The organism is Legionella stuttgartensis, assembly GCF_977063405.2.
Genome location: NZ_CDRUHA020000005.1, coordinates 1 through 18,074, shown reverse-complemented (window position 1 = coordinate 18,074; position 18,074 = coordinate 1). Strand labels below are relative to the sequence as shown.

Here is an 18,074-nt window from a genome sequence, read left to right as displayed (position 1 = left end):
GCTAAGAATAACCTTTGAGAAACTCAACTAGAATGCCTTGAGGTATCCTCAATAAAAAACTCTTAAAAAGATTTAGCGTACAAAAGAAAAATTTTTCCCTTTTATTGAATTAATTGAATGATAGCTGAATTGATTTTAGCTCACTTTTTTGTGTCCTAAACCCATTCAAAATTGGTGCTGGATTTTCGAAATAGGACACTAATTAATTGACACGGATCACATCAAATTCATCACCTCAATCAATAACGTCGATGACGCTCCTAACAATCATTTTTTGGAGAAGGTACATTGCTTTCTGAACAATATCCAATAATCGAATGAACCATTAAAAGCAACATGAAGTTACACAATAAACATTTGGGATACCTCTACTTATATTTAATGTCTGTCTTAAAAGGACAATCATGATATCATTCTATGTGCTGATCAAAATAAATAGCCTACAGAATAGGACTATAAGAAATTATTTTATAACCAATTGGTTTTCTTGGAGACAAAAATATTGTGAAGAAATGTGCCGTCACCCTAATGAGCTTGATATTCATTAACTTATATTATCCTACTGCTTTCTCCGAAAAGCCTAATCAACGCATGATGAACAATCAAGCAACACATTCTTTGAAATCAAAAAATACCATGCAATTATCTATTCAAGAGATAAAGGATAAAAAGGACAAGAAACTGGTGTTAATCAAATTAATTGACACCAAAAGCAATAAACCAATCACCTTAAACGATCTTATTGAAGCACATACACAAAAGATTCATTTGTTGATTATCGATGATAACCTCCTTGACTACAGTCATGTCCATCCAGTCGAAACAACGAAACCAGGTATCTATCAATTTGAATGGCAACCTACTCTTAAGAACGCCTCCTATCGAGCATGGGCTGATCTGATACCGACTAATACAAAAACCCAAGAATATGTAGTTGCTGATTTACCTTCCCCAAAAACCAAAAAGAGATTGGAAAATCCTATTCATCGACAACCATTATTTGAAAGTAGTGTTGATGGCTACCAATTCAAATTGTCTTTTGATAAAACACCATTGCACGTCGGTCAAGCAGTCATGGGCAAAATTGACATCACCGATGCAAAGGAAAACCCAGTTCATACCTTAGAACCCATTATGGGTGCTTATGCTCACATCGTAGGTTTTAATGAGGACTTTAAAACTGTAACTCATGTTCATCCAATGGGCAAGGAACCTACAAATAATACTGAACGAGGAGGACCTGAATTACTATTTCATATAGAGCCTAACAAAGTAGGATTTATTAAAATGTTTGTTCAAGTACAAATCAATGGGAAAACACTGTTCGTTCCGTTTGGAGTCACAGTAAATTCATAAAAATCTTACTGAATTGTGAATTCACAGGGCCTTAAAAAATAAAGCAAAGTCCCCAGAATAATGATATCCACCAATTGAAGAGCTAAGGCGATTAGAATTGGCATTGCAGCACTTACAGCATCGACCGAATGACTTTCTGCCCTCTTTTTACTACATTAAAACCCATAGAAAATCTTCACGACTAATTCAAATGGGACTATGATTATCTTATGCGGTGCAATAATAATCAGTACAAGAAAATAATTACTTCTGCTATCATCAAGCAGTAAGTACTATTGAAGAAACCATTACCTATATTAAGGGTTGGCTGCAAAAGGATATTCCTTGAATAATAAATTGTTTCGTGCGCTCGAACGCGAGTGTTTAATTTATTTATCCAAAAAAGAGGCCACACTTGAACTGCTTCGCCCGTTAATTAATGAATTTCTTTCCACACAACCAGAGTATCTACTGTTAATCCTGACCAAAGAAGAGCAAACGACTGATGCAGTCAGTGAGGTAATCGCCCATCAATTCACCGATACCCATGATATTTTAATTCATCGAGTGATACACCACCTTAACGACCTGCTTTATGAAACCATCGAGCCTTATTATTTCCAGAATAAATGCTAATAAAAATCCACTCATCTCGCTATAACAAAAACCATTAGGAGTCAGTTAATGTATTCTCTTTCTTTAACTGTTCCTGTTTTCTTAAATAAATTTCTTGCCTGTTCACAGTCACCTGTTTAGGCGCATCAATTCCCAGTTTGAAATTTCCAGGTTCATGGGTTTTAAAAGGGGTAATCACCACCTTTTGATTGTTCTCCAAAGTAATAATTAACTCAGATTCAAAAGCTACTGTTCTTATTTCCATGTTGACTCGTTTTAGTTCAAAATAATGGCCGAAAAAGGCATTCATTGATGGGTTTTCCCTATACAGATATTCTAATATGGGGCTTGGGGAGTAATGGAACGGCTAACCGACTTAAGGATTATTAGGATCTCTTAGTGATCTTAATTTTCCATCTTTTACTTCATCAGACATAGAGAATGAATATCGGCCAAGCATATTAAAATGTGCTTTTGCAAATGGTGATAGCCTCACTTCATCTTCTTCATTCACAGGAAAGTTATCGTTCTTTAGCTGATCTAACGTGGCATCCATATAAATAGTATTCCAATGAACCAGAACATTAAGCACTAATCCTAATGCTCCTAGTTGATCTTCTTGTCCTTCGCGATATCGTTGGTGAAGTTCTCCTCTTTTTCCGTGAAAAACAGAACGCGCCAAGCTGTGTCTGCCCTCTGTCAAATTTAGTTGTAATAAAGTACTACGGCGACACGATTCATCATGAATATAGTTAAGCATATGAATGGTCTTATCTATGCGCCCAATTTCAGCAATGGCTTGTGCTAATCTTGTGGGTTTGTCACCCACCTGAAGAGTTCTCATAATCCCTGTTGCGGGTACTCGGCCAAGTTTTAAAGATCCAACCAAACGCAGCACATCGTCCCAATGAGGAATAATGCGCTCAAGATTTGCACGATGTTTAGCAAGAATATTGAGTTTGCCATAGTCTGCCAGTGGATCAACTCGCCAAAAACGAGCATCTCCCAAATCAGCTAATCGTGGACTAAAACGATACCCTAAGAGACGAAAAAGACCAAATACAATATCACTGTAAGCACCCGTATCTGTCATGATGCGAGTTGGTTTTAACTCTGTTTGTTGTTCTAGCACTACTCCCAATAGAATCAAACTGTCTCGCAAAGTTCCTGGCACTGTAACATCATTCAAACCAGTTCTTTGATTTGAAAGTAAATTATACCAGGTGACTCCGCGTCCTTGATTAAAGTACTTTGGATTTGGAGCTGCATGCAAAGAACGGACAGGTACAACAAAACGCATTCCATCAGCAGAGGCTATATCTCCACCGCCCCATTTTTTCGCTAATTTACTCTGGTTTTGTGCGGCAACTAATATGGCGTTGGATGCAGTTATCGTCTCATCGCGAATATAATTTTGATCAACCCATATCAAACGATCTCTTTTTAATGCTGGAATATCCTCTCTTACAAAAGGTTCAAGACCAGTATTGCACGCCTGGGCAAGTAAAACAGCACAAATACTGATTTCTAAATCAACAGCCCGAGCATTCCCTTCATTAATATGAGTAAATGCTGAAATGAAGTTAGTTCGCTTAGCAATTTCCAGCAATACTTCGGGTAAATCTACACGAGGGAGTCTGGATTTAACTTCACTGCGCAACAGTTTTAGTGATTCAGGCTCATCTAACTTGTCTAATTGGGTTAGAATAAGTTCTTCACTGCCTTTAATCAGATCGAATCTTATAAAAGGGTTATTATCAAAATTTTTAGCCACCAATTTATATGTTTCATCTAATTCATTAACAAACTCCTGTAAATAACCATGTGGTTCATTTGTTAAGTTTAAAGAACGACAAATCACTGGGCGTATGGCCTCCCACTCTGTTCCTCCATGAAGATTGGCTCTAGGATCAGAATAACGCCAACTTGGGCTAATAAAGAGATCGCGGCGTTTCAACGCTCCTTGTAATTTATCAAGAACACAGAAAATATACGCAGTTTTATTGAACTGATTTTCTTTATCATGAATATATCGTTTCCATGTTTTACTGACTAAATCCATTGGCGCTTCTTTTTTTGATTTACTTTTTAACCAATCAAGCGCCTGGATAATAGGTTTTCCTGCTTCATTGCTGTCAAAGTGAATAACACGAAGAAGAGAAGGTAAAAAGTTTTTAATTGTTTGTTCTTTATCCTCGAGTTCGCGATAAAAAACATCATCTGGCGGTTGAATTAGCGCATTTACTTCGGTAACAGCGATTATTAATTCTTCATATCCAACGATATTGAAGATTTTACTCCGAACCTCTTGATCAGTAAGATTGTTATCTAAAACAACTTTGCAGGCATCAATCAATGTCGCTGCAGCAGAGTCTAAATCTTTAATTGTTCGTAACCTCGTTTTATGATTAGTACGTTTTGCTTTGGAAAATAGCTCACTTAAGACAATAGATAATATATCAAGAGCATCATCTTGTGCCGTAGCTTCAAAATGATGAGCAAAAGCAACTAAAGTTGCCATCTTTCTTTCATAAGAAAGGCGGCTTATAGCGGTTGTCTTTGCAGTATTAGCAAAGCGAGAAAGAACAGATACTCTACCCTCAGGTAACCGCTTAGGTAATACAATGCTTAGTTCGCGCGCCATTTCAATACGTTTTAGTGCTTTAACCAATGTCTTACTACTTGCTCTTACAGGGCCTTTGCGAAGAATATCAAGTAATGATTGGCGTTGCTTCTCTGCCACCAATAGTAAATTATTAAGTTTTTCTGTCTGGTCGTTAGTTAAATTTTTAATCAATGATCGCCATAAGCGCGTATCCATTCTACTACGAATTTCAGCAATAAATCGTTCTACTGTTGTTATTCCTGGCAATAAAACTTTATTGTTTATAAGCCATAACACGGTTTGCTCAAATAATAATCCTGGCCTATCTGTTCCAGTCCAAAATAAAGCATATAGCCACCGGCCCAACTTAAAACGAATACCTTCTTCATTAAATTCTGTAAACCCATAACGTGTTCTTATTTCAACAGTATGCCGCCATCGTTGTTCACTTTTCTGATAACGCTCAAGAGAATTCTGAATATCGGCTACATTAATTTGGGTGGCAATCCGCTCAATGATTTTATAAGGAATTTCAGTCAAATCACTGTAAAAAGTGCCAACAAATCTAGCCGTAGTTAATTGAAGAGCATAACCTAACCGACTAAATGCTCCTCGTTTATTTCTTATCCATTCCCTATCTTGATCATCGAGAAAAAAATAATTAGCGATAAATTCTGGTGCTAAGTCATTAGGGTACCTGCCATAGTTTTCACGCTGAGCAGGAGAAAGAAAGTCAACAGGCATAACATCTCATTATAAATGCGTGTTGTAAAACTTAGATTTTTTGCAACACATGTCAAAGAACCAAATTGTAAACATACAAATTAAATTGCCAACATCAACAACTAACCTCCATAAATTTAGTATGACTTCTTTAAAAACCCATTAACAAACCTAAAATATCATTGGTCATTCTGACGGTTGGTCAACAAAATCAACTTCGATGTATTTTGTTTTGGAGTATTATTGATCAGCCTGAAATTCTAAAAATAAAGGCATACTTATTCATGTTTAGCCTCCATAATCACTTTAAGATAATCAATGATTTGAATTGTCTTTTCTGATGAAAACGGCTTAGCAAAATACAGATAATCTTCAAGTGACTGTTGATGAGATAAATCGATTGCCTGGTTCGTCATGATGCCGATTAATGAACGAAGCGTCATTTTATTTTGCTCTGGGATTAAGGATTTAAAGTCCATCGTTATCAATTCATGATAAAAACGACTATCGACTAAAATCATATCGTAAAACGCGGAGGCAATTCGCTCTAGTGCTTCTTCTATTGTGGATACTAAATCTATGTGTTGATTTAAACGAGTAAATTGATCGCGAATCACAATGCGCGAGGCCATGGATTCTTCAATAATTAAAAAACGAAATGCTGCTTGCATTGACTAAAGCTCCGTATTTTATTTTCATCATATAAAAAATATAAAGAAATAGGTCTATTTACAGTGTCACTGATGACAATCCAGGAGCGTATTATTTAATACCCCGTCATCCCGAATACTAAAAGTACAATAAATTTGATTACCTCTCCGATACCATACATTACATGAGCATAAGAATGAGGTAATTTCTTGCCTGTTGCTAAATCATCAATTCGTTGACAGAGTATTGGAAATACCCAAAAGACTTGCAGTATTGCAACACTGATGAGAACTCCCAATAATACATTGTCTAACACAGTGTGGACGTGGAAAACATACAACGCAATTATTAGGATAAGAAAAACTAACTGCACCTGTTGAAAGGAGCGAAACACGGTTCGCCCAACTTCTAATCCCACTAATTTGCCAAGAGTAGGGGTTTTAAATTTTACCCAGCTTTCTAAAAAAGAAATACCGAGTATCATCCCTGCCCATAGGAGTGCGGCAATTGACAGCCAATGTATTCTCATCATGTCAACCTATAAAAATATTTAAAATACATCTTATGAAGATGAGGCGGTCTCAGTCAAGAACTGCTAATTTATAAAGTCTTTACTAATCAAAGTATTATAATTTTTAAACGAGATTGAATGCCGTATTCATCGAGCGAATCATCACCTGTAATCCCAAGACAATCAGTTATATTAAAGTTGCATTTAAAATACACCTTTAATATAATATATCTTATATCACCATAAAGGAGCACATCATGCCAGTAACTCATAGGCCTGCCCAAACCATCAGTGATAAAATTGCCTTTGGTCTGGTAAAGTTTTTCCGATTTTTCGCAGATACTTTTTTTCAAAAACGCTATGGAAATCGAGCCATTGTGCTGGAAACGGTAGCAGCTGTTCCTGGTATGGTCGGTGCTGCTTTGCTGCATTTGCGCTGCCTAAGAAAAATTAAAAACGACGAGGGCTGGATTAAAATTTTACTGGATGAAGCAGATAATGAACGGATGCATTTGATTACCTTTATGTACATTGCCAAACCCAACTGGTTTGAGCGCTTTATTATTTTTACGGCACAAGCTATTTTTGTGGTGTTGTATCTGCTGATGTATGTTTGTTCTTCAAAAACAGCACATCGTTTTGTTGGTTATCTTGAAGAAGAAGCCGTGATCAGTTACACCCATTATTTACAGGAGTTGGATGAAGGACGTATTGAGAATGTTCCTGCACCTGATGTTGCCAAACACTATTGGGGGCTTGCTGCTGATGCCAGGTTGCGAGACGTGCTTTTAGTGGTGCGAGACGATGAAGTGGAGCATCGTGATGTAAACCATCAATTAGCAGATAAGTTGGTCAATGGCAAAACGTTGTTAACTCAATTGAAACCAGAATACATCGATAATGCAAACAACACGGAATCACAGGGCCAATAATCAAGAATATAAAGGATGCATCATGTCATCAGAATACAATGAGTTACTGTGCTATAAACGAACCGACATTGACAGCCATGGAAAACTGAAGTTTTTCTTAGAAAAACACAGCACCAAAGAAGGCACATGGGGAAGGCTTTCTCTGCATGAAGGAGCGATTGATTTTGCATTCTTAAATGGCCAGGGACAAGAGTGTTCACGCACGCGCATCGATCACAAGCATCCCGAGCTTCAGATTCCACCAGCGGCATGGCATAAAGTTATTCCTGTCAGTGAATCATTTAAGGCAACACTTAAGTTTTACTGCATGCCTCATCGCTACTTCAATAAAAAATACGGTCTAAGTGCTGTACAAAGCGACTTAGTGTATGTTTATCAGACTTACTTACATCATCTGCAAGAAGCATCTATTCTCGATGTAGGCTGTGGCTCTGGAAGGAATTTATTGTATTTAGCCAACATGGGGCATCACATTACCGGAATAGATAACAATCAAGCATCGCTAGAGACAATTCAGGAAATTGCTCAAAATGAAGATTTGAGCAAGGTGTCCACTCAACTGCACGATTTAAATCAACCCTTAGCGCTTGGTGTGGAACATTTTGATTTCGTGTTTTCAACCGTCACACTGCAGTTCTTAAATTCGGAACGTATCCCCTCCTTGCTTACAGAGCTCCAAGAAGCAACCAATAAGAATGGGTATCATTTCTTGGTTTTCCCCATTCAATCAGAACTCTACCCATTGCCAGATTTTTTCACGTACCTGCCCCATAAAGAAGAGCTCTATCATCTTTATCAAGATACTGGATGGTCTATACTGGAATATAAAGAATCAGTGGGGCATTTGCATAAACAAGATGCATCTGGAAAGCAGATACCCGGTGTGTTTGGTATGTTACTTGCGCAAAAACCGGGGTAATGCATAGTCTATAACAAGGAATGTCATGAGTTCTACTCATCGAAATACGATTCAGATTTGCCGCGTCTATGCTCCTCCACCGATTAAAGAAGGAGCATGGATTTTGATTGATAGACTCTGGCCCCGTGGCCTCAAAAAAGAAACATTGGCTTTTGATTTGTGGTTAAAAGACATCACGCCAAGTGTCGCGTTAAGACAATGGTTTCACGGGGATATTGAAAAGCGATGGGGCGAATTTATTGATTGCTATATTGAAGAATTAATCAATAAAAGTACTTTGATAGAGCAAATCCTGGAAATGACAAAAGACGCCTCTGTTACTTTGTTTTATGCCGCAAAAGACCCAAAACATAATCACGCACGTATTTTGCAAGCTGTTTTGCACTCCTGGCCTATTGCTCCCGATAAGGCCTTACTTCTCTAATGGTTTTATGTTTAATAATACAGACAGCTCTGCCTTATTAGTGACTACATCCGCTAAGGTGTAACGCTCCAAAACACTCATAAAAGCGGCTTGCGCTTCATGCAAGACACTCTTTAATTTGCACACTGGAGCAATACAGCAGTTTGCTTTTTCTTTATTAAAACAAGGCACCAAATCAAAATGAGGCTCCAATTGGACGATTAGTTGGCCTAAATTAATGGTTTCAGGTTGAGCGGCCATTAAAATACCGCCATTTTTCCCGCGAATGGTTTTAATCAGTTTAAGTTTGGCTAAATTATGAATGATTTTAACCATATGATGGCTCGATATGCCATACGCTTCAGTGATGTCTTTAATGGTACAAGATTCTTTTCTAAGTACGATGTAAATCAGAGCACGTAATGAATAATCGGTAAATTGGGTGAGTTGCATCATGAATTCCTGATTAGGTTATTGACTGTGATTATTTCTTTTTATAAGATGCATTGCAAATATATCTTTAAAGGAGTCACCATGTCAGAGTCATTGTTTGAACGTTTGGGAGGTCAAAGCGCAGTCAATGCGGCGGTTGATATTTTCTATCGCAAAATGTTAACCGATGAGCGAGTCAGTCATTTTTTTGATGATATTGATATGGAACAACAAATTCTAAAGCAAAAGGGATTTTTAACCATGGCATTTGGTGGGCCCAATCACTACAGTGGAAAAAACATGCGCGAAGGACATGCTCACCTGGTCAAGCGCGGACTAAATGATACACATGTGGATATTGTGATTGAGCATCTGGGTGCAACACTTTCTGAATTAGGAGCAAATGCGGAGGATATTAATCAAGTCGCCGCTATTGCTAACAGCGTTCGTAATGACGTTTTGGGGCGCTCATCATGAGTACGGTTGCATTTAATAATCAATCCTACTCCATAGAGCCTCAAGAAAGCGTGTTGCACTGTTTACTGCGTCATGAGGTTGATTATCCTAATTCGTGTCAGGCAGGCATTTGTCAGTCTTGCTTAATTAAAGTCAAAGATGGGGAGATTAACCCTGCCTGGCAAGAAGGATTACCTGAAACGCTTAAAGCGCAAGGTTATTTTCTAGCTTGTCTTGCAAAGCCTGAAACGCCACTGGAGGTGTTAACTCCTGAAAGCACTGAATGTGAAGTGAACGCACAAATCATCGATATCAACGCATTGAATTACAATGTGATGCAAGTAAAACTTCACGTGGATGATTTAGAGCATTGGATTCCTGGTCAATACCTGAGTCTCATTAATCCAGAAGGCACAATACGCAGTTATTCCATCGCCAACATTCCTGAGCAAGAGGGGTTTATTGAATTACACGTTAAAATTTATCCAGGTGGAAGCATGGGGCAATGGCTAGCGAACAAAGCAACAAAACATGCCGAGGTGAAGCTAAGAGGTCCCTTTGGACGCTGTTTCTACTATAACCCAGAGCAATTGGCTTTTAATATGTTGCTGGCAGGAACTGGAACTGGACTTGCGCCCCTTATTGCCATTATTAAAAGCGCATTAAGCAACAAACATCAAGGAACCATCACCTTAGTTCATGGCGGCCTTGCTGATGAAGATATTTACTACAAAGAAGAGCTGGAAATGCTGTCGCTGTTGTTTCCTTCTTTTGTGTATGACGCGTGCGTACTTCAAAGTCAGGGACGATATCCTGAAGCGTCTATTGAACAACGCGCGTTAATGCATTTAAATCAGCCAAAAGAGACACGAGTTTATGTCTGTGGCCCTAAAGACACTACTGATAAGTTGAAAAAACAGATTTTTCTTGCTGGCGTGCCTTCTCAGGCTATCTTAAGTGATGTATTTTTATAAGCACTAATTTTAAGAAATCGACACGTAATTTCATGGAATGAAACAATGACTCAAAATAAGAAAACCATAACGGAATATGCCCAGGAAACAAACGACCCAGTAGCTCTGGTTTTAAAATGGATTTTATTGTTCACTGCACTGCTTTGCTTTATGGTGCTCATATGGGGTACTTATAAAACCTACCAACTTGCGCCACCCCTACCGCAACAATTTCAAACTCAATCAGGCTATGTGGTGATGACTGAAGATGACATTGTTGCAGGCAAAGCGGGATTTCAACGAGCTGATTTGATGGATTATGGCAGTTTGTATGGTATGGGCTCTTATTTTGGTGAAGATTACACAGCAACCAATTTGCTGCGTTTAGGACGACTTGTTGAAGAAAAAATAGCGCAAGCACGCTATGGTAAATCATTTGCCGCTTTGTCCGAAGAAGAGCAGTATTTAGCTCGAAAAACCATGCAGCGTGAATTACAGAATACGGATTTAAGCGCGCCAATCAGTGTTTTGTCGCAATATGTTGCTGACTCAATCGGACAATTAAAACAAGAAATTGCCTCAACATTATTGAATCATGATGCCAAAAAAGGCTGGACTAAAGCCTATAGTCTCGATGAGCAAAGCGCATTGCGCACAGCAGAGTTCCTGATTTATTCCTCACTGACCACCATTGCTCATCGGCCAGGACAAAACAGCTCCTATACTAACAATTGGCCTTATGAGCCCAGTATGGGGAATAGCCCAACCCCAGCTACGTTTTACTGGACGTGGGTTTCCTTTTGTTTTGTGTTTTTAGGCTTTGGCGCCATTTTATATATTTATCATCGCTATCTAAGTGTGCCAGATAATTCTCCCAGAACACCGCTATTTATGCATTTTAAACCACTGACATCAAGTCAGCGTAAAGTGGGCCAGTATTTCCTGGTCGTCGCAGTGATTTTACTCATTCAAATCGGAGTAGGCGCTATTATGGCGCATTACTATTCTGAGCGCGAGGGGTTTTATGGCATCGCAATTAATGACTATTTACCCTTTAACTTCCTGCGCGATGTGCACATACAAACGCCCATAGTCTGGATTGCGCTGTCCTGGATAAGTGCGGCAGTGTTTATAGCACCCATCATCAGCAAAAAGGAAGCGAAAGGCCAGGGATTTTTAGTCAGCGTTTTATTTTGGGTGACGCTCTTTGTTGTGGGTGGCGCCTTAATTGGTGATTATTTAGGAATTATGGGGTACGTCAATCAGTACTGGTTTTGGATTGGCAATCAGGGACTTTCTTATTTGCAACTGGGTCGTTTATGGCAAATTGGGTTTTGTCTGGGATTGTTTTTGTGGAGTTTTATTGTATTTCGCGGTATGTGGCCCCAATGGAGTGCTGTTAAAAAAGCCACAGTACAATTTTGGACGGGCAGAATTCGTCTGGAACATTTATTTTGGGCCAGCACCGCCAACGTTGCTGTATTGTATTGCTTTGGGATGATTCCGTTAACCGGCATTGAAAAATCATTTACCATTACTGATTTTTGGCGTTGGTGGGTCGTTCATCTTTGGGTTGAACAATCCTTTGAATTTTTTGCAGCGTGCGCAACTGCTTATCTGTTAATGGGCACCGGCTTGGTATCGCGTGCTCTTGCAGAACGAACCATGTATTTTGAAACCATTCTTATTTTCTTAGGTGGAGTAGTTGGTACAGGACATCATTGGTATTGGACTGGTACGCCCGATATTTGGGTGCCGCTTGGTTCCATGTTTTCCTTTATTGAGGTATTGCCCTTAGTGCTTCTTATTATTGATGCAATTGAACATCGGCAGTTGATAAAACGCCAGGGTGATTTTACTTATAATTTAGCCTATCTTTATGTGCTAGGTGCCTCCTTTTGGAATTTTGTTGGCGCGGGAGTCTTTGGTGGGGGAACACTCAATGCACCATTGGTAAATTATTATGAGCATGGTACTTTTTTAACGCTCAATCACGCGCATACGGCTTTATTTGGTGCATTTGGCTTACTGGGCCTTGGACTGATTTATTTTTGTTTGCGTTATGCGGCAGGAAAACGTTTACCTTGGAGTGACCGTTTGGGTACCTGGGCATTTTGGCTCTATAATCTAGGGCTTTTATTGTGGATTGTTCTGAACTTCTTCCCTATAGGATGGGCTCAATTAATGGATGTGTATGAGCATGGCTTTGCTCATGCCAGGAGTCTTGAGTTTTATAATACCACGTTATTATGGCAATGGTTGCGCCTTCCAGGTGATGTAGTTTTTGCTTTAGGCGCACTCATCATGGCTTACGATTTCATCAGCAAATTGGCGCCTTTTTTTCCAAAGCTTGCGAAAATTTATTTAAGTAGAAATCAATACCTGTTGCCTAATGAAATGGGAGGAGATGGCAATTGAAACTCAGAGTAATAGCATGACTGGACGCTGGAGCGAGTGGTTTATTGAAAAAATCGGTGGCTTGTTATCACGACAAGCACCACCTCAAAGAGCCTATTTGTGTGATTTTAATAAACTATGCGACAAAATACGTCCTGTCGATGTGCTTTTGGTGGAAGGAAGAAGCCGAATCAGCCGCATGATTCGACATGTGACTCAAAGCCCTTGGTCTCATGCCGCATTATATATAGGACGTTTGCAAGACATTCAGGAACACTCTTTGCAGAAGCTCATTAAAACACACTATGATGGCCCACCCGATAAACAGCTTTTGGTAGAAAGCGAGCTGGGGCTAGGAACTATTATTTCTCCACTCGATAAATACAAAGATGACCATCTTCGTATTGTAAGGCCAGAATGGTTAGCCCAAGAGGATGTATCTCGAGTTGTGATTTATGCGCTCAACCGTTTGGGTAAAAATTATGATGTGCGACATGTATTCGATTTGGCGCGTTTTTTATTTCCCTGGGGAATTTTCCCTAGAAAATGGCGTTCAACCCTATTTCAGCACAATGCCATGCAACCTACAGAAGATATTTGCTCATCAATGATTGCCGATGCGTTTCAGTCGGTACACTATCCCATTTTGCCTTTTATTCACGAGGGAAATAAACATCACATAGAGCTTGTCAGACGCAATCCTCGTTTATTCACGCCGAGTGATTTTGATTATTCGCCATTTTTTTCTGTGATTAAGTATCCTATATTTCCTCCCAATATTATAAAAGGATATGCGCATTTACCTTGGAATAAAGAACAGATAAGCGATCTTTAACTAAGCACTTACCATTTGGCACTAAATTCTTCTATAACATGAGCGTCAGTAAAATTAAGATAAATAGCCGTCGTTTCCAAACGGTCATGCCCCAATGCTTTTTGTACTGAGGCCAATGAAATTCCTTTTTGCAGCGCTAAAGTTGCAAAGGTATGCCGTAGAATGTGTGGCGTCACTTGTTTAGTGATTTTTGCCTTATTGGCAATTTCTTTTACTATCTTTTGGACTTGCCTTGCTCCAATAGGGAAGCGCTCATTAATCGCATAGTAATGCTCAAGTAACGCCCGTACACGGTTAGACATAGGAACAACTCGTTTTTTTGATTTTTTACCATAAGGGCCCCCTTTTCCTGAAATACGCAGTGATTTTTGTTGCCACAAAATATCTTGTGAAGTAAGTGAACATAACTCTGATACTCGCAGACCAGTATCAATTAAAATCCAAATAATCAGCTTTTCAAGCATTGACTCACATGCCTGACACAGTTGATCTGCTTCCTCAGCTCGAAGTGGTTCTCTTACAAATTGGTAAGGCATGACTCCTCCAAATGCGGACAGTTCGCTTTCCTTCTAGTTTAGCGAATAAAATTCGCTAAATGTTAGTCTTTTATAAATTAATGGTCTACCCTGATAATACAGGTTTTTAAAGGCGTTTCTGAGAAATTATTACGCAATCATAAAATCGGCAAAAGGGATTAAGTTCGTCTTTTTAGGTGGAATGCGAATTATGCGTGAGTTGGGGGCACTAACGCAATTAAGTAAGGACGAAGAGGAAAGCAAATCTCATCAATGAATTGGTGCTAATTTAGGGGGTAGGTCAGAAAAAGCAACTGCTCGAGCAAGGTTCTTAGATGTCTGATGAAGTAAAAATGGAAAACTAAGATCACTAAGAGATCCTAATAATCCTTAAGTCGGTTGACCGTTCCATTACTCCCCAAGACCCATTTATCACGGACACCAGCATGCCGTGATAGCACCATTGTTATCATTCATGAAAATAAAAAAAGGGAAGTTGCAAATGGTCTGATTAGAAATGCACTGATGAAAGAGTCTACCATAGGCCTTGAAAACAAAGAGTTCCCGCGGCTACTAAGCACGAATTACACCACTGCAGAGCTTTATTATTGTGAAACGTATCGGGATTGCTTAAAAAAGAAAGAAGAGTATTTTTTAAAGAAAGGAGAGCACTATTTCAAAGTAGTTTCGGTAGATGAGGCAGCGAAAGTAGTGGTATTAAATGATACGAAAGGAAATAAATGCCTCTTTGTTCCTGAAAAAGAAAATAAAGACTGGAAGATTGAATTGTTTCAATCCATGCCAGGAAGAGTTTCGGTGGGTGAAAAAATTCATTTTAAAAAATCTGATAAGACTTTGGGACGTTTCGCTAATGAAAGGGTGCAGGTGACGGAGGTAAACGATGAGTCATTTACCGTAAAAGACAGTAGTGGCGTGGCGCACGTTCTGGAAAAAAAACAGATGAAGGATTCCCATTGGGATTATAGTTATACTGCTACCAGTTATTCAATTCAAGGGGCTTCATCCCCATTTGTTATTGGAGTTGCTGAAACTAAAAATGCTCAAGTAAACCATCTGCGTTCATTTTATATCATGGTAACGCGAGGTTCCTTGCATGCCATGATTTATACGGACGATCATAAAAAACTACGAAAACAACTTCGTGTTACTCCTGAAAAAACTTCTGCATTGGAATCGCTTGGCCTCCTGCATACCCCAATGAAGTCCAAAACGCCCAATGAGCAACCAAAATCACTCAAGCCAATGCATGGTATGCCCAAAATAAAGAACCAGGAACCTCGCTATGATGCGAATATGCTGTCACAAAACTTATCCGACCAGGCTGAGCTCGTGATTGAATCACTACTTGGAGAGCCCAATAGAGCGCTTTCGTCAAAAACAGAATATCGATATGGTACTAAAGGCAGCTTAAGCATCTGTTTAAGTGGAGAAAAAAGAGGAGTTTGGCATAACTTTGAAACAAAGGAAAAAGGAAACATGCTTCATTTGATTCAAAAAACATTAAATCTAAATTTTAAAGAAAGTCTTGAATATGCTGCCAAATTCACAGGTGATGACTTAAAAGAACGTATTAAATTAGCAAGCAAAAACCCTAATAAGATTCAAGCAATCGATTCTGATAAGAAAAGAAAAACATCAGATTATGGGCTGCAATTAGCGAGAGAATCTAAACCCATATCAGGTACAATAGCAGAGCGGTATTTAAAAGAAATCAGAAAGATTCATAATGTGTCTGGAGAAAATATTCGCTTTCATCCCCATGTTTATACTAAAGATACCGAAGAAGTTCGCTACAGGCCAGCACTATTGAATATTGCGCGGGACAAAGACAATAAAGTGGCCTGCGTTGAAGCAGTATATCTGGATAATGACACAGCGAATCAAGCAATTATGAAGATAAAGCCTAAGAAATCTTATGGAATAAAAGCAGGCGCTGGAGTCATATTAAATGAGGGGAAAGGACATGAAAGTGTCACCTATATCGCAGAAGGTGTAGAAACAGGACTAAGCATCAGGGATGCAGTTCAAAATGAACGCGTTATAGCGACACTAGGGAAAGAAAATTTTGTAAATATCGATATGGCTTTGCTCACCGATAAAATAGTCATTTGCATGGATAATGATGGAAAACCCATTAAAGAGGACAGGGTAATTATTCAAACCATTGAACGATTGAAACAGCATGGAAAAACCATAGAAATTGCCATTCCGCTGCGTCAAAAAGACTTTAATGATGTGATTAAAATCGGAGGGATACAAGAAGTAGTTGATACATTAAATAAAGCAGTTAGTGTCGATAAACTGATTGGAAGCCCCAATAAAACAGATTTGAATCAAGATCAAATTAAGAAGTGTCTTGATACCATTTCACGACAAATGAACCTTGAAACTCCTGAAATTAAAAACAATTCAATTGATAAATTGAAAACCCTTCAGCGAGAAGAAATGGAAATATATTAAAATATCTTTAATTGATTGAGCATGGGAATTTTTATATGAAAAAAATGTGTGGAATAATCTCTCTAATATTGATAAATGGATCATCATTCTACCTTATTTATGTCTATGTATTAGTAGCTTGTTCCACCAAAATGAACAACCTATTACAGGTTGCTTATGAGCCATCTGGAATGCAAATGTTTTTTTATTTTATATCGCTCCCGTTTTTTATAATTTTAGCAATATTAAGTCGTATTCATTGTTTTTATTATGATGTAAAAAATGGATTAGCGTTTTCGTTGGTTTTGATTTGGTTATTGTATTTTTTATTTATCGAATATATTGACCAAATAGTTCATTTTCCCAAGGGAAATGAACTATTTTATTATGGTAGTTTAGCTATTTCATTAGGGGCATTTACTTTAATTGGATTAACTACCTATTTCCAATTAAAACAATTAATGTTCGATTCTAGGTAAAATTTTTAGAGTAAAAATTATCTTTATTACTTTCAATTTAACGGCAAGTACTATTTTTTATAACTTAATTATTGATAAATCCTTCAATGAAATTATCTACCTTTTTCTTCAGTTCTGCGATATGTTCTTCGGCATTATTCGAATCACTTTGAAGTTTGTTTTTATCATAAACACAACGAAAAATATCAGCACTTATTCCCAGCAATCTTAAAAGATGGGTCGTGTGTTGACGATTTAACTCTTCTTCTTTTTCTAAGCGTCTTTTTTCATCCTCGCTTATCACTGGATTATCTTTATTATGGAGATAAACCTTTATTCCTAATTCAATCATTTCTTTCATTGTTTGAGACGATGAATCATGCCCTTCATCTTTTTTAATGGATTCGAGCTGATCAATAATTTTTTGATTTAAATAACAATAGGCCTTGGGCATAAAATCCTCTTTTAAATTTATAATACAGGTTCAGTGCACTGATTTTGGCTAGTTGAGAATAATTATATCATTTAATTATAGGGGTCGAATAGGTGTGTATCTTTGTTTAATAGAGGTTTTTTATTCATTTACTAGGTGTGGATTAGGTGTTGATATTTTATAAATTATTGATTAATATTAAAGAGTGGATGCACACCCATATAAAACAGAGGTGTTGGCAGATTTAAAAATGCTCATCTTCACGTAAGTTATTGAATAATAATAAAATGTTTTAAGCAATAAACATTGCGAGGGGTGTGGTGCGACAAGAAAAGTCGCTGTTTTGAGTTGTTAATCGGAAGAAATTCCGAAAACCATTTGTGTCGTCAGATGAACCTACGAGAGTTAATAAAGCCTCTCTGACAACGTAGTGAAACTACG

At 38.1% G+C, this 18,074-nt stretch carries 18 protein-coding genes; 11 read left to right on the top strand and 7 right to left on the bottom strand.

Features of this window, described 5'->3' with window-relative positions; genetic code table 11:
- Positions 1-504 precede the first annotated feature (504 nt).
- Together ACWTEW_RS01710 and ACWTEW_RS01705 are read left to right on the top strand one after the other, a co-directional pair.
- Complete coding sequence (locus ACWTEW_RS01710) at positions 505-1,356, top strand: hypothetical protein (RefSeq protein WP_058393308.1); 852 nt, start codon at positions 505-507, stop codon at positions 1,354-1,356.
- A gap of 324 nt (positions 1,357-1,680) precedes the next feature.
- Positions 1,681-1,971: a hypothetical protein gene (locus ACWTEW_RS01705; RefSeq protein WP_058393307.1), complete on the top strand. Its 291-nt coding sequence runs from the start codon at positions 1,681-1,683 to the stop codon at positions 1,969-1,971.
- Between the two features lie 34 nt (positions 1,972-2,005).
- Here ACWTEW_RS01705 and ACWTEW_RS01700 read toward each other — a convergent pair whose 3' ends face one another.
- The 4 genes from ACWTEW_RS01700 to ACWTEW_RS01685 all read right to left on the bottom strand — a co-directional run bounded on the left by ACWTEW_RS01700 (position 2,006) and on the right by ACWTEW_RS01685 (position 6,461).
- A complete protein-coding gene (locus ACWTEW_RS01700) occupies positions 2,006-2,260 on the bottom strand; it encodes a carbon storage regulator (protein WP_236715307.1) in 255 nt (84 codons plus the stop codon).
- 66 nt (positions 2,261-2,326) lie between these two features.
- Positions 2,327-5,299 (bottom strand): Tn3 family transposase, encoded by a 2,973-nt coding sequence (locus ACWTEW_RS01695; protein ID WP_061504292.1) that lies wholly within the window; start codon positions 5,297-5,299, stop codon positions 2,327-2,329.
- A gap of 257 nt (positions 5,300-5,556) precedes the next feature.
- On the bottom strand, positions 5,557-5,949 hold the full coding sequence (locus tag ACWTEW_RS01690; RefSeq protein WP_061504291.1) for a DNA-binding transcriptional response regulator: 393 nt from the start codon (positions 5,947-5,949) through the stop codon (positions 5,557-5,559).
- 95 nt (positions 5,950-6,044) lie between these two features.
- Positions 6,045-6,461, bottom strand: coding sequence for a hypothetical protein (locus ACWTEW_RS01685; protein WP_147285897.1), 417 nt, complete (start codon positions 6,459-6,461; stop codon positions 6,045-6,047).
- A 236-nt stretch (positions 6,462-6,697) separates the two neighbouring features.
- Here ACWTEW_RS01685 and ACWTEW_RS01680 point away from each other — a divergent pair, with 236 nt between their 5' ends.
- Genes ACWTEW_RS01680 through ACWTEW_RS01670 form a run of 3 tightly spaced genes read left to right on the top strand, consistent with a single transcriptional unit; the run spans position 6,698 to position 8,715 of the window.
- Positions 6,698-7,372 (top strand): alternative oxidase, encoded by a 675-nt coding sequence (locus tag ACWTEW_RS01680; RefSeq protein WP_061504289.1) that lies wholly within the window; start codon positions 6,698-6,700, stop codon positions 7,370-7,372.
- Positions 7,373-7,394: 22 nt separating this feature from the next.
- Positions 7,395-8,291, top strand: coding sequence for an SAM-dependent methyltransferase TehB (gene tehB, locus ACWTEW_RS01675; protein WP_454783503.1), 897 nt, complete (start codon positions 7,395-7,397; stop codon positions 8,289-8,291).
- Between the two features lie 25 nt (positions 8,292-8,316).
- Entirely contained in the window at positions 8,317-8,715 is a 399-nt protein-coding gene (locus ACWTEW_RS01670) for a DUF488 domain-containing protein (RefSeq protein WP_061504287.1), read from the top strand.
- Here the strand turns inward: ACWTEW_RS01670 and ACWTEW_RS01665 are convergent.
- Positions 8,704-9,147: an Rrf2 family transcriptional regulator gene (locus ACWTEW_RS01665; RefSeq protein ID WP_061504286.1), complete on the bottom strand. Its 444-nt coding sequence runs from the start codon at positions 9,145-9,147 to the stop codon at positions 8,704-8,706. The two genes, ACWTEW_RS01670 and ACWTEW_RS01665, sit on opposite strands and share 12 nt — an antisense overlap.
- Before the next feature lie 81 nt (positions 9,148-9,228).
- Between ACWTEW_RS01665 and ACWTEW_RS01660 the strand changes: the two genes are divergently transcribed.
- The 4 genes from ACWTEW_RS01660 to ACWTEW_RS01645 are packed head-to-tail and all read left to right on the top strand — an operon-like array spanning position 9,229 to position 13,767.
- Positions 9,229-9,603: a group I truncated hemoglobin gene (locus tag ACWTEW_RS01660; RefSeq protein WP_061504285.1), complete on the top strand. Its 375-nt coding sequence runs from the start codon at positions 9,229-9,231 to the stop codon at positions 9,601-9,603.
- Positions 9,600-10,556, top strand: a complete 957-nt coding sequence (locus tag ACWTEW_RS01655) for an FAD-binding oxidoreductase (RefSeq protein WP_061504284.1) — start codon at positions 9,600-9,602, stop codon at positions 10,554-10,556. Before ACWTEW_RS01660 ends, ACWTEW_RS01655 begins: the two co-directional genes overlap by 4 nt.
- A 45-nt stretch (positions 10,557-10,601) precedes the next feature.
- Positions 10,602-12,953, top strand: a complete 2,352-nt coding sequence (locus tag ACWTEW_RS01650; protein WP_061504283.1) for a nitric-oxide reductase large subunit — start codon at positions 10,602-10,604, stop codon at positions 12,951-12,953.
- Positions 12,943-13,767, top strand: a complete 825-nt coding sequence (locus ACWTEW_RS01645; RefSeq protein ID WP_172461333.1) for a YiiX/YebB-like N1pC/P60 family cysteine hydrolase — start codon at positions 12,943-12,945, stop codon at positions 13,765-13,767. The genes ACWTEW_RS01650 and ACWTEW_RS01645 overlap by 11 nt, the downstream gene beginning before the upstream one ends.
- An 8-nt stretch (positions 13,768-13,775) precedes the next feature.
- On the opposite strand, the gene ACWTEW_RS01640 is transcribed toward ACWTEW_RS01645, so the two are convergent.
- Positions 13,776-14,303, bottom strand: a complete 528-nt coding sequence (locus tag ACWTEW_RS01640; protein ID WP_061504282.1) for a tyrosine-type recombinase/integrase — start codon at positions 14,301-14,303, stop codon at positions 13,776-13,778.
- Positions 14,304-14,807: 504 nt separating this feature from the next.
- On the opposite strand from ACWTEW_RS01640, the gene ACWTEW_RS01635 reads away from it, so the two are divergent.
- Both ACWTEW_RS01635 and ACWTEW_RS01630 read left to right on the top strand, forming a co-directional pair.
- Entirely contained in the window at positions 14,808-16,763 is a 1,956-nt protein-coding gene (locus tag ACWTEW_RS01635; protein ID WP_454783502.1) for a DUF7146 domain-containing protein, read from the top strand.
- Positions 16,764-16,798: 35 nt separating this feature from the next.
- A complete protein-coding gene (locus ACWTEW_RS01630) occupies positions 16,799-17,221 on the top strand; it encodes a hypothetical protein (RefSeq protein ID WP_058478483.1) in 423 nt (140 codons plus the stop codon).
- Positions 17,222-17,285: 64 nt separating this feature from the next.
- Here ACWTEW_RS01630 and ACWTEW_RS01625 read toward each other — a convergent pair whose 3' ends face one another.
- Entirely contained in the window at positions 17,286-17,654 is a 369-nt protein-coding gene (locus ACWTEW_RS01625) for a hypothetical protein (protein ID WP_042238349.1), read from the bottom strand.
- Positions 17,655-18,074: the final 420 nt, after the last annotated feature.

What these genes read in the sequence shown, in the direction of transcription:
- ACWTEW_RS01700 (WP_236715307.1), bottom strand. Translation starts at nt 2,260, where the DNA reads ATGAATGCCTTTTTCGGCCATTATTTTGAACTAAAACGAGTCAACATG.
- ACWTEW_RS01695 (WP_061504292.1), bottom strand. Translation starts at nt 5,299, where the DNA reads ATGCCTGTTGACTTTCTTTCTCCTGCTCAGCGTGAAAACTATGGCAGG.
- ACWTEW_RS01690 (WP_061504291.1), bottom strand. Translation starts at nt 5,949, where the DNA reads ATGCAAGCAGCATTTCGTTTTTTAATTATTGAAGAATCCATGGCCTCG.
- ACWTEW_RS01685 (WP_147285897.1), bottom strand. Translation starts at nt 6,461, where the DNA reads ATGATGAGAATACATTGGCTGTCAATTGCCGCACTCCTATGGGCAGGG.
- ACWTEW_RS01680 (WP_061504289.1), top strand. Translation starts at nt 6,698, where the DNA reads ATGCCAGTAACTCATAGGCCTGCCCAAACCATCAGTGATAAAATTGCC.
- tehB (WP_454783503.1), top strand. Translation starts at nt 7,395, where the DNA reads ATGTCATCAGAATACAATGAGTTACTGTGCTATAAACGAACCGACATT.
- ACWTEW_RS01670 (WP_061504287.1), top strand. Translation starts at nt 8,317, where the DNA reads ATGAGTTCTACTCATCGAAATACGATTCAGATTTGCCGCGTCTATGCT.
- ACWTEW_RS01665 (WP_061504286.1), bottom strand. Translation starts at nt 9,147, where the DNA reads ATGCAACTCACCCAATTTACCGATTATTCATTACGTGCTCTGATTTAC.
- ACWTEW_RS01660 (WP_061504285.1), top strand. Translation starts at nt 9,229, where the DNA reads ATGTCAGAGTCATTGTTTGAACGTTTGGGAGGTCAAAGCGCAGTCAAT.
- ACWTEW_RS01655 (WP_061504284.1), top strand. Translation starts at nt 9,600, where the DNA reads ATGAGTACGGTTGCATTTAATAATCAATCCTACTCCATAGAGCCTCAA.
- ACWTEW_RS01650 (WP_061504283.1), top strand. Translation starts at nt 10,602, where the DNA reads ATGACTCAAAATAAGAAAACCATAACGGAATATGCCCAGGAAACAAAC.
- ACWTEW_RS01645 (WP_172461333.1), top strand. Translation starts at nt 12,943, where the DNA reads ATGGCAATTGAAACTCAGAGTAATAGCATGACTGGACGCTGGAGCGAG.
- ACWTEW_RS01640 (WP_061504282.1), bottom strand. Translation starts at nt 14,303, where the DNA reads ATGCCTTACCAATTTGTAAGAGAACCACTTCGAGCTGAGGAAGCAGAT.
- ACWTEW_RS01635 (WP_454783502.1), top strand. Translation starts at nt 14,808, where the DNA reads ATGAAAGAGTCTACCATAGGCCTTGAAAACAAAGAGTTCCCGCGGCTA.
- ACWTEW_RS01630 (WP_058478483.1), top strand. Translation starts at nt 16,799, where the DNA reads ATGAAAAAAATGTGTGGAATAATCTCTCTAATATTGATAAATGGATCA.
- ACWTEW_RS01625 (WP_042238349.1), bottom strand. Translation starts at nt 17,654, where the DNA reads ATGCCCAAGGCCTATTGTTATTTAAATCAAAAAATTATTGATCAGCTC.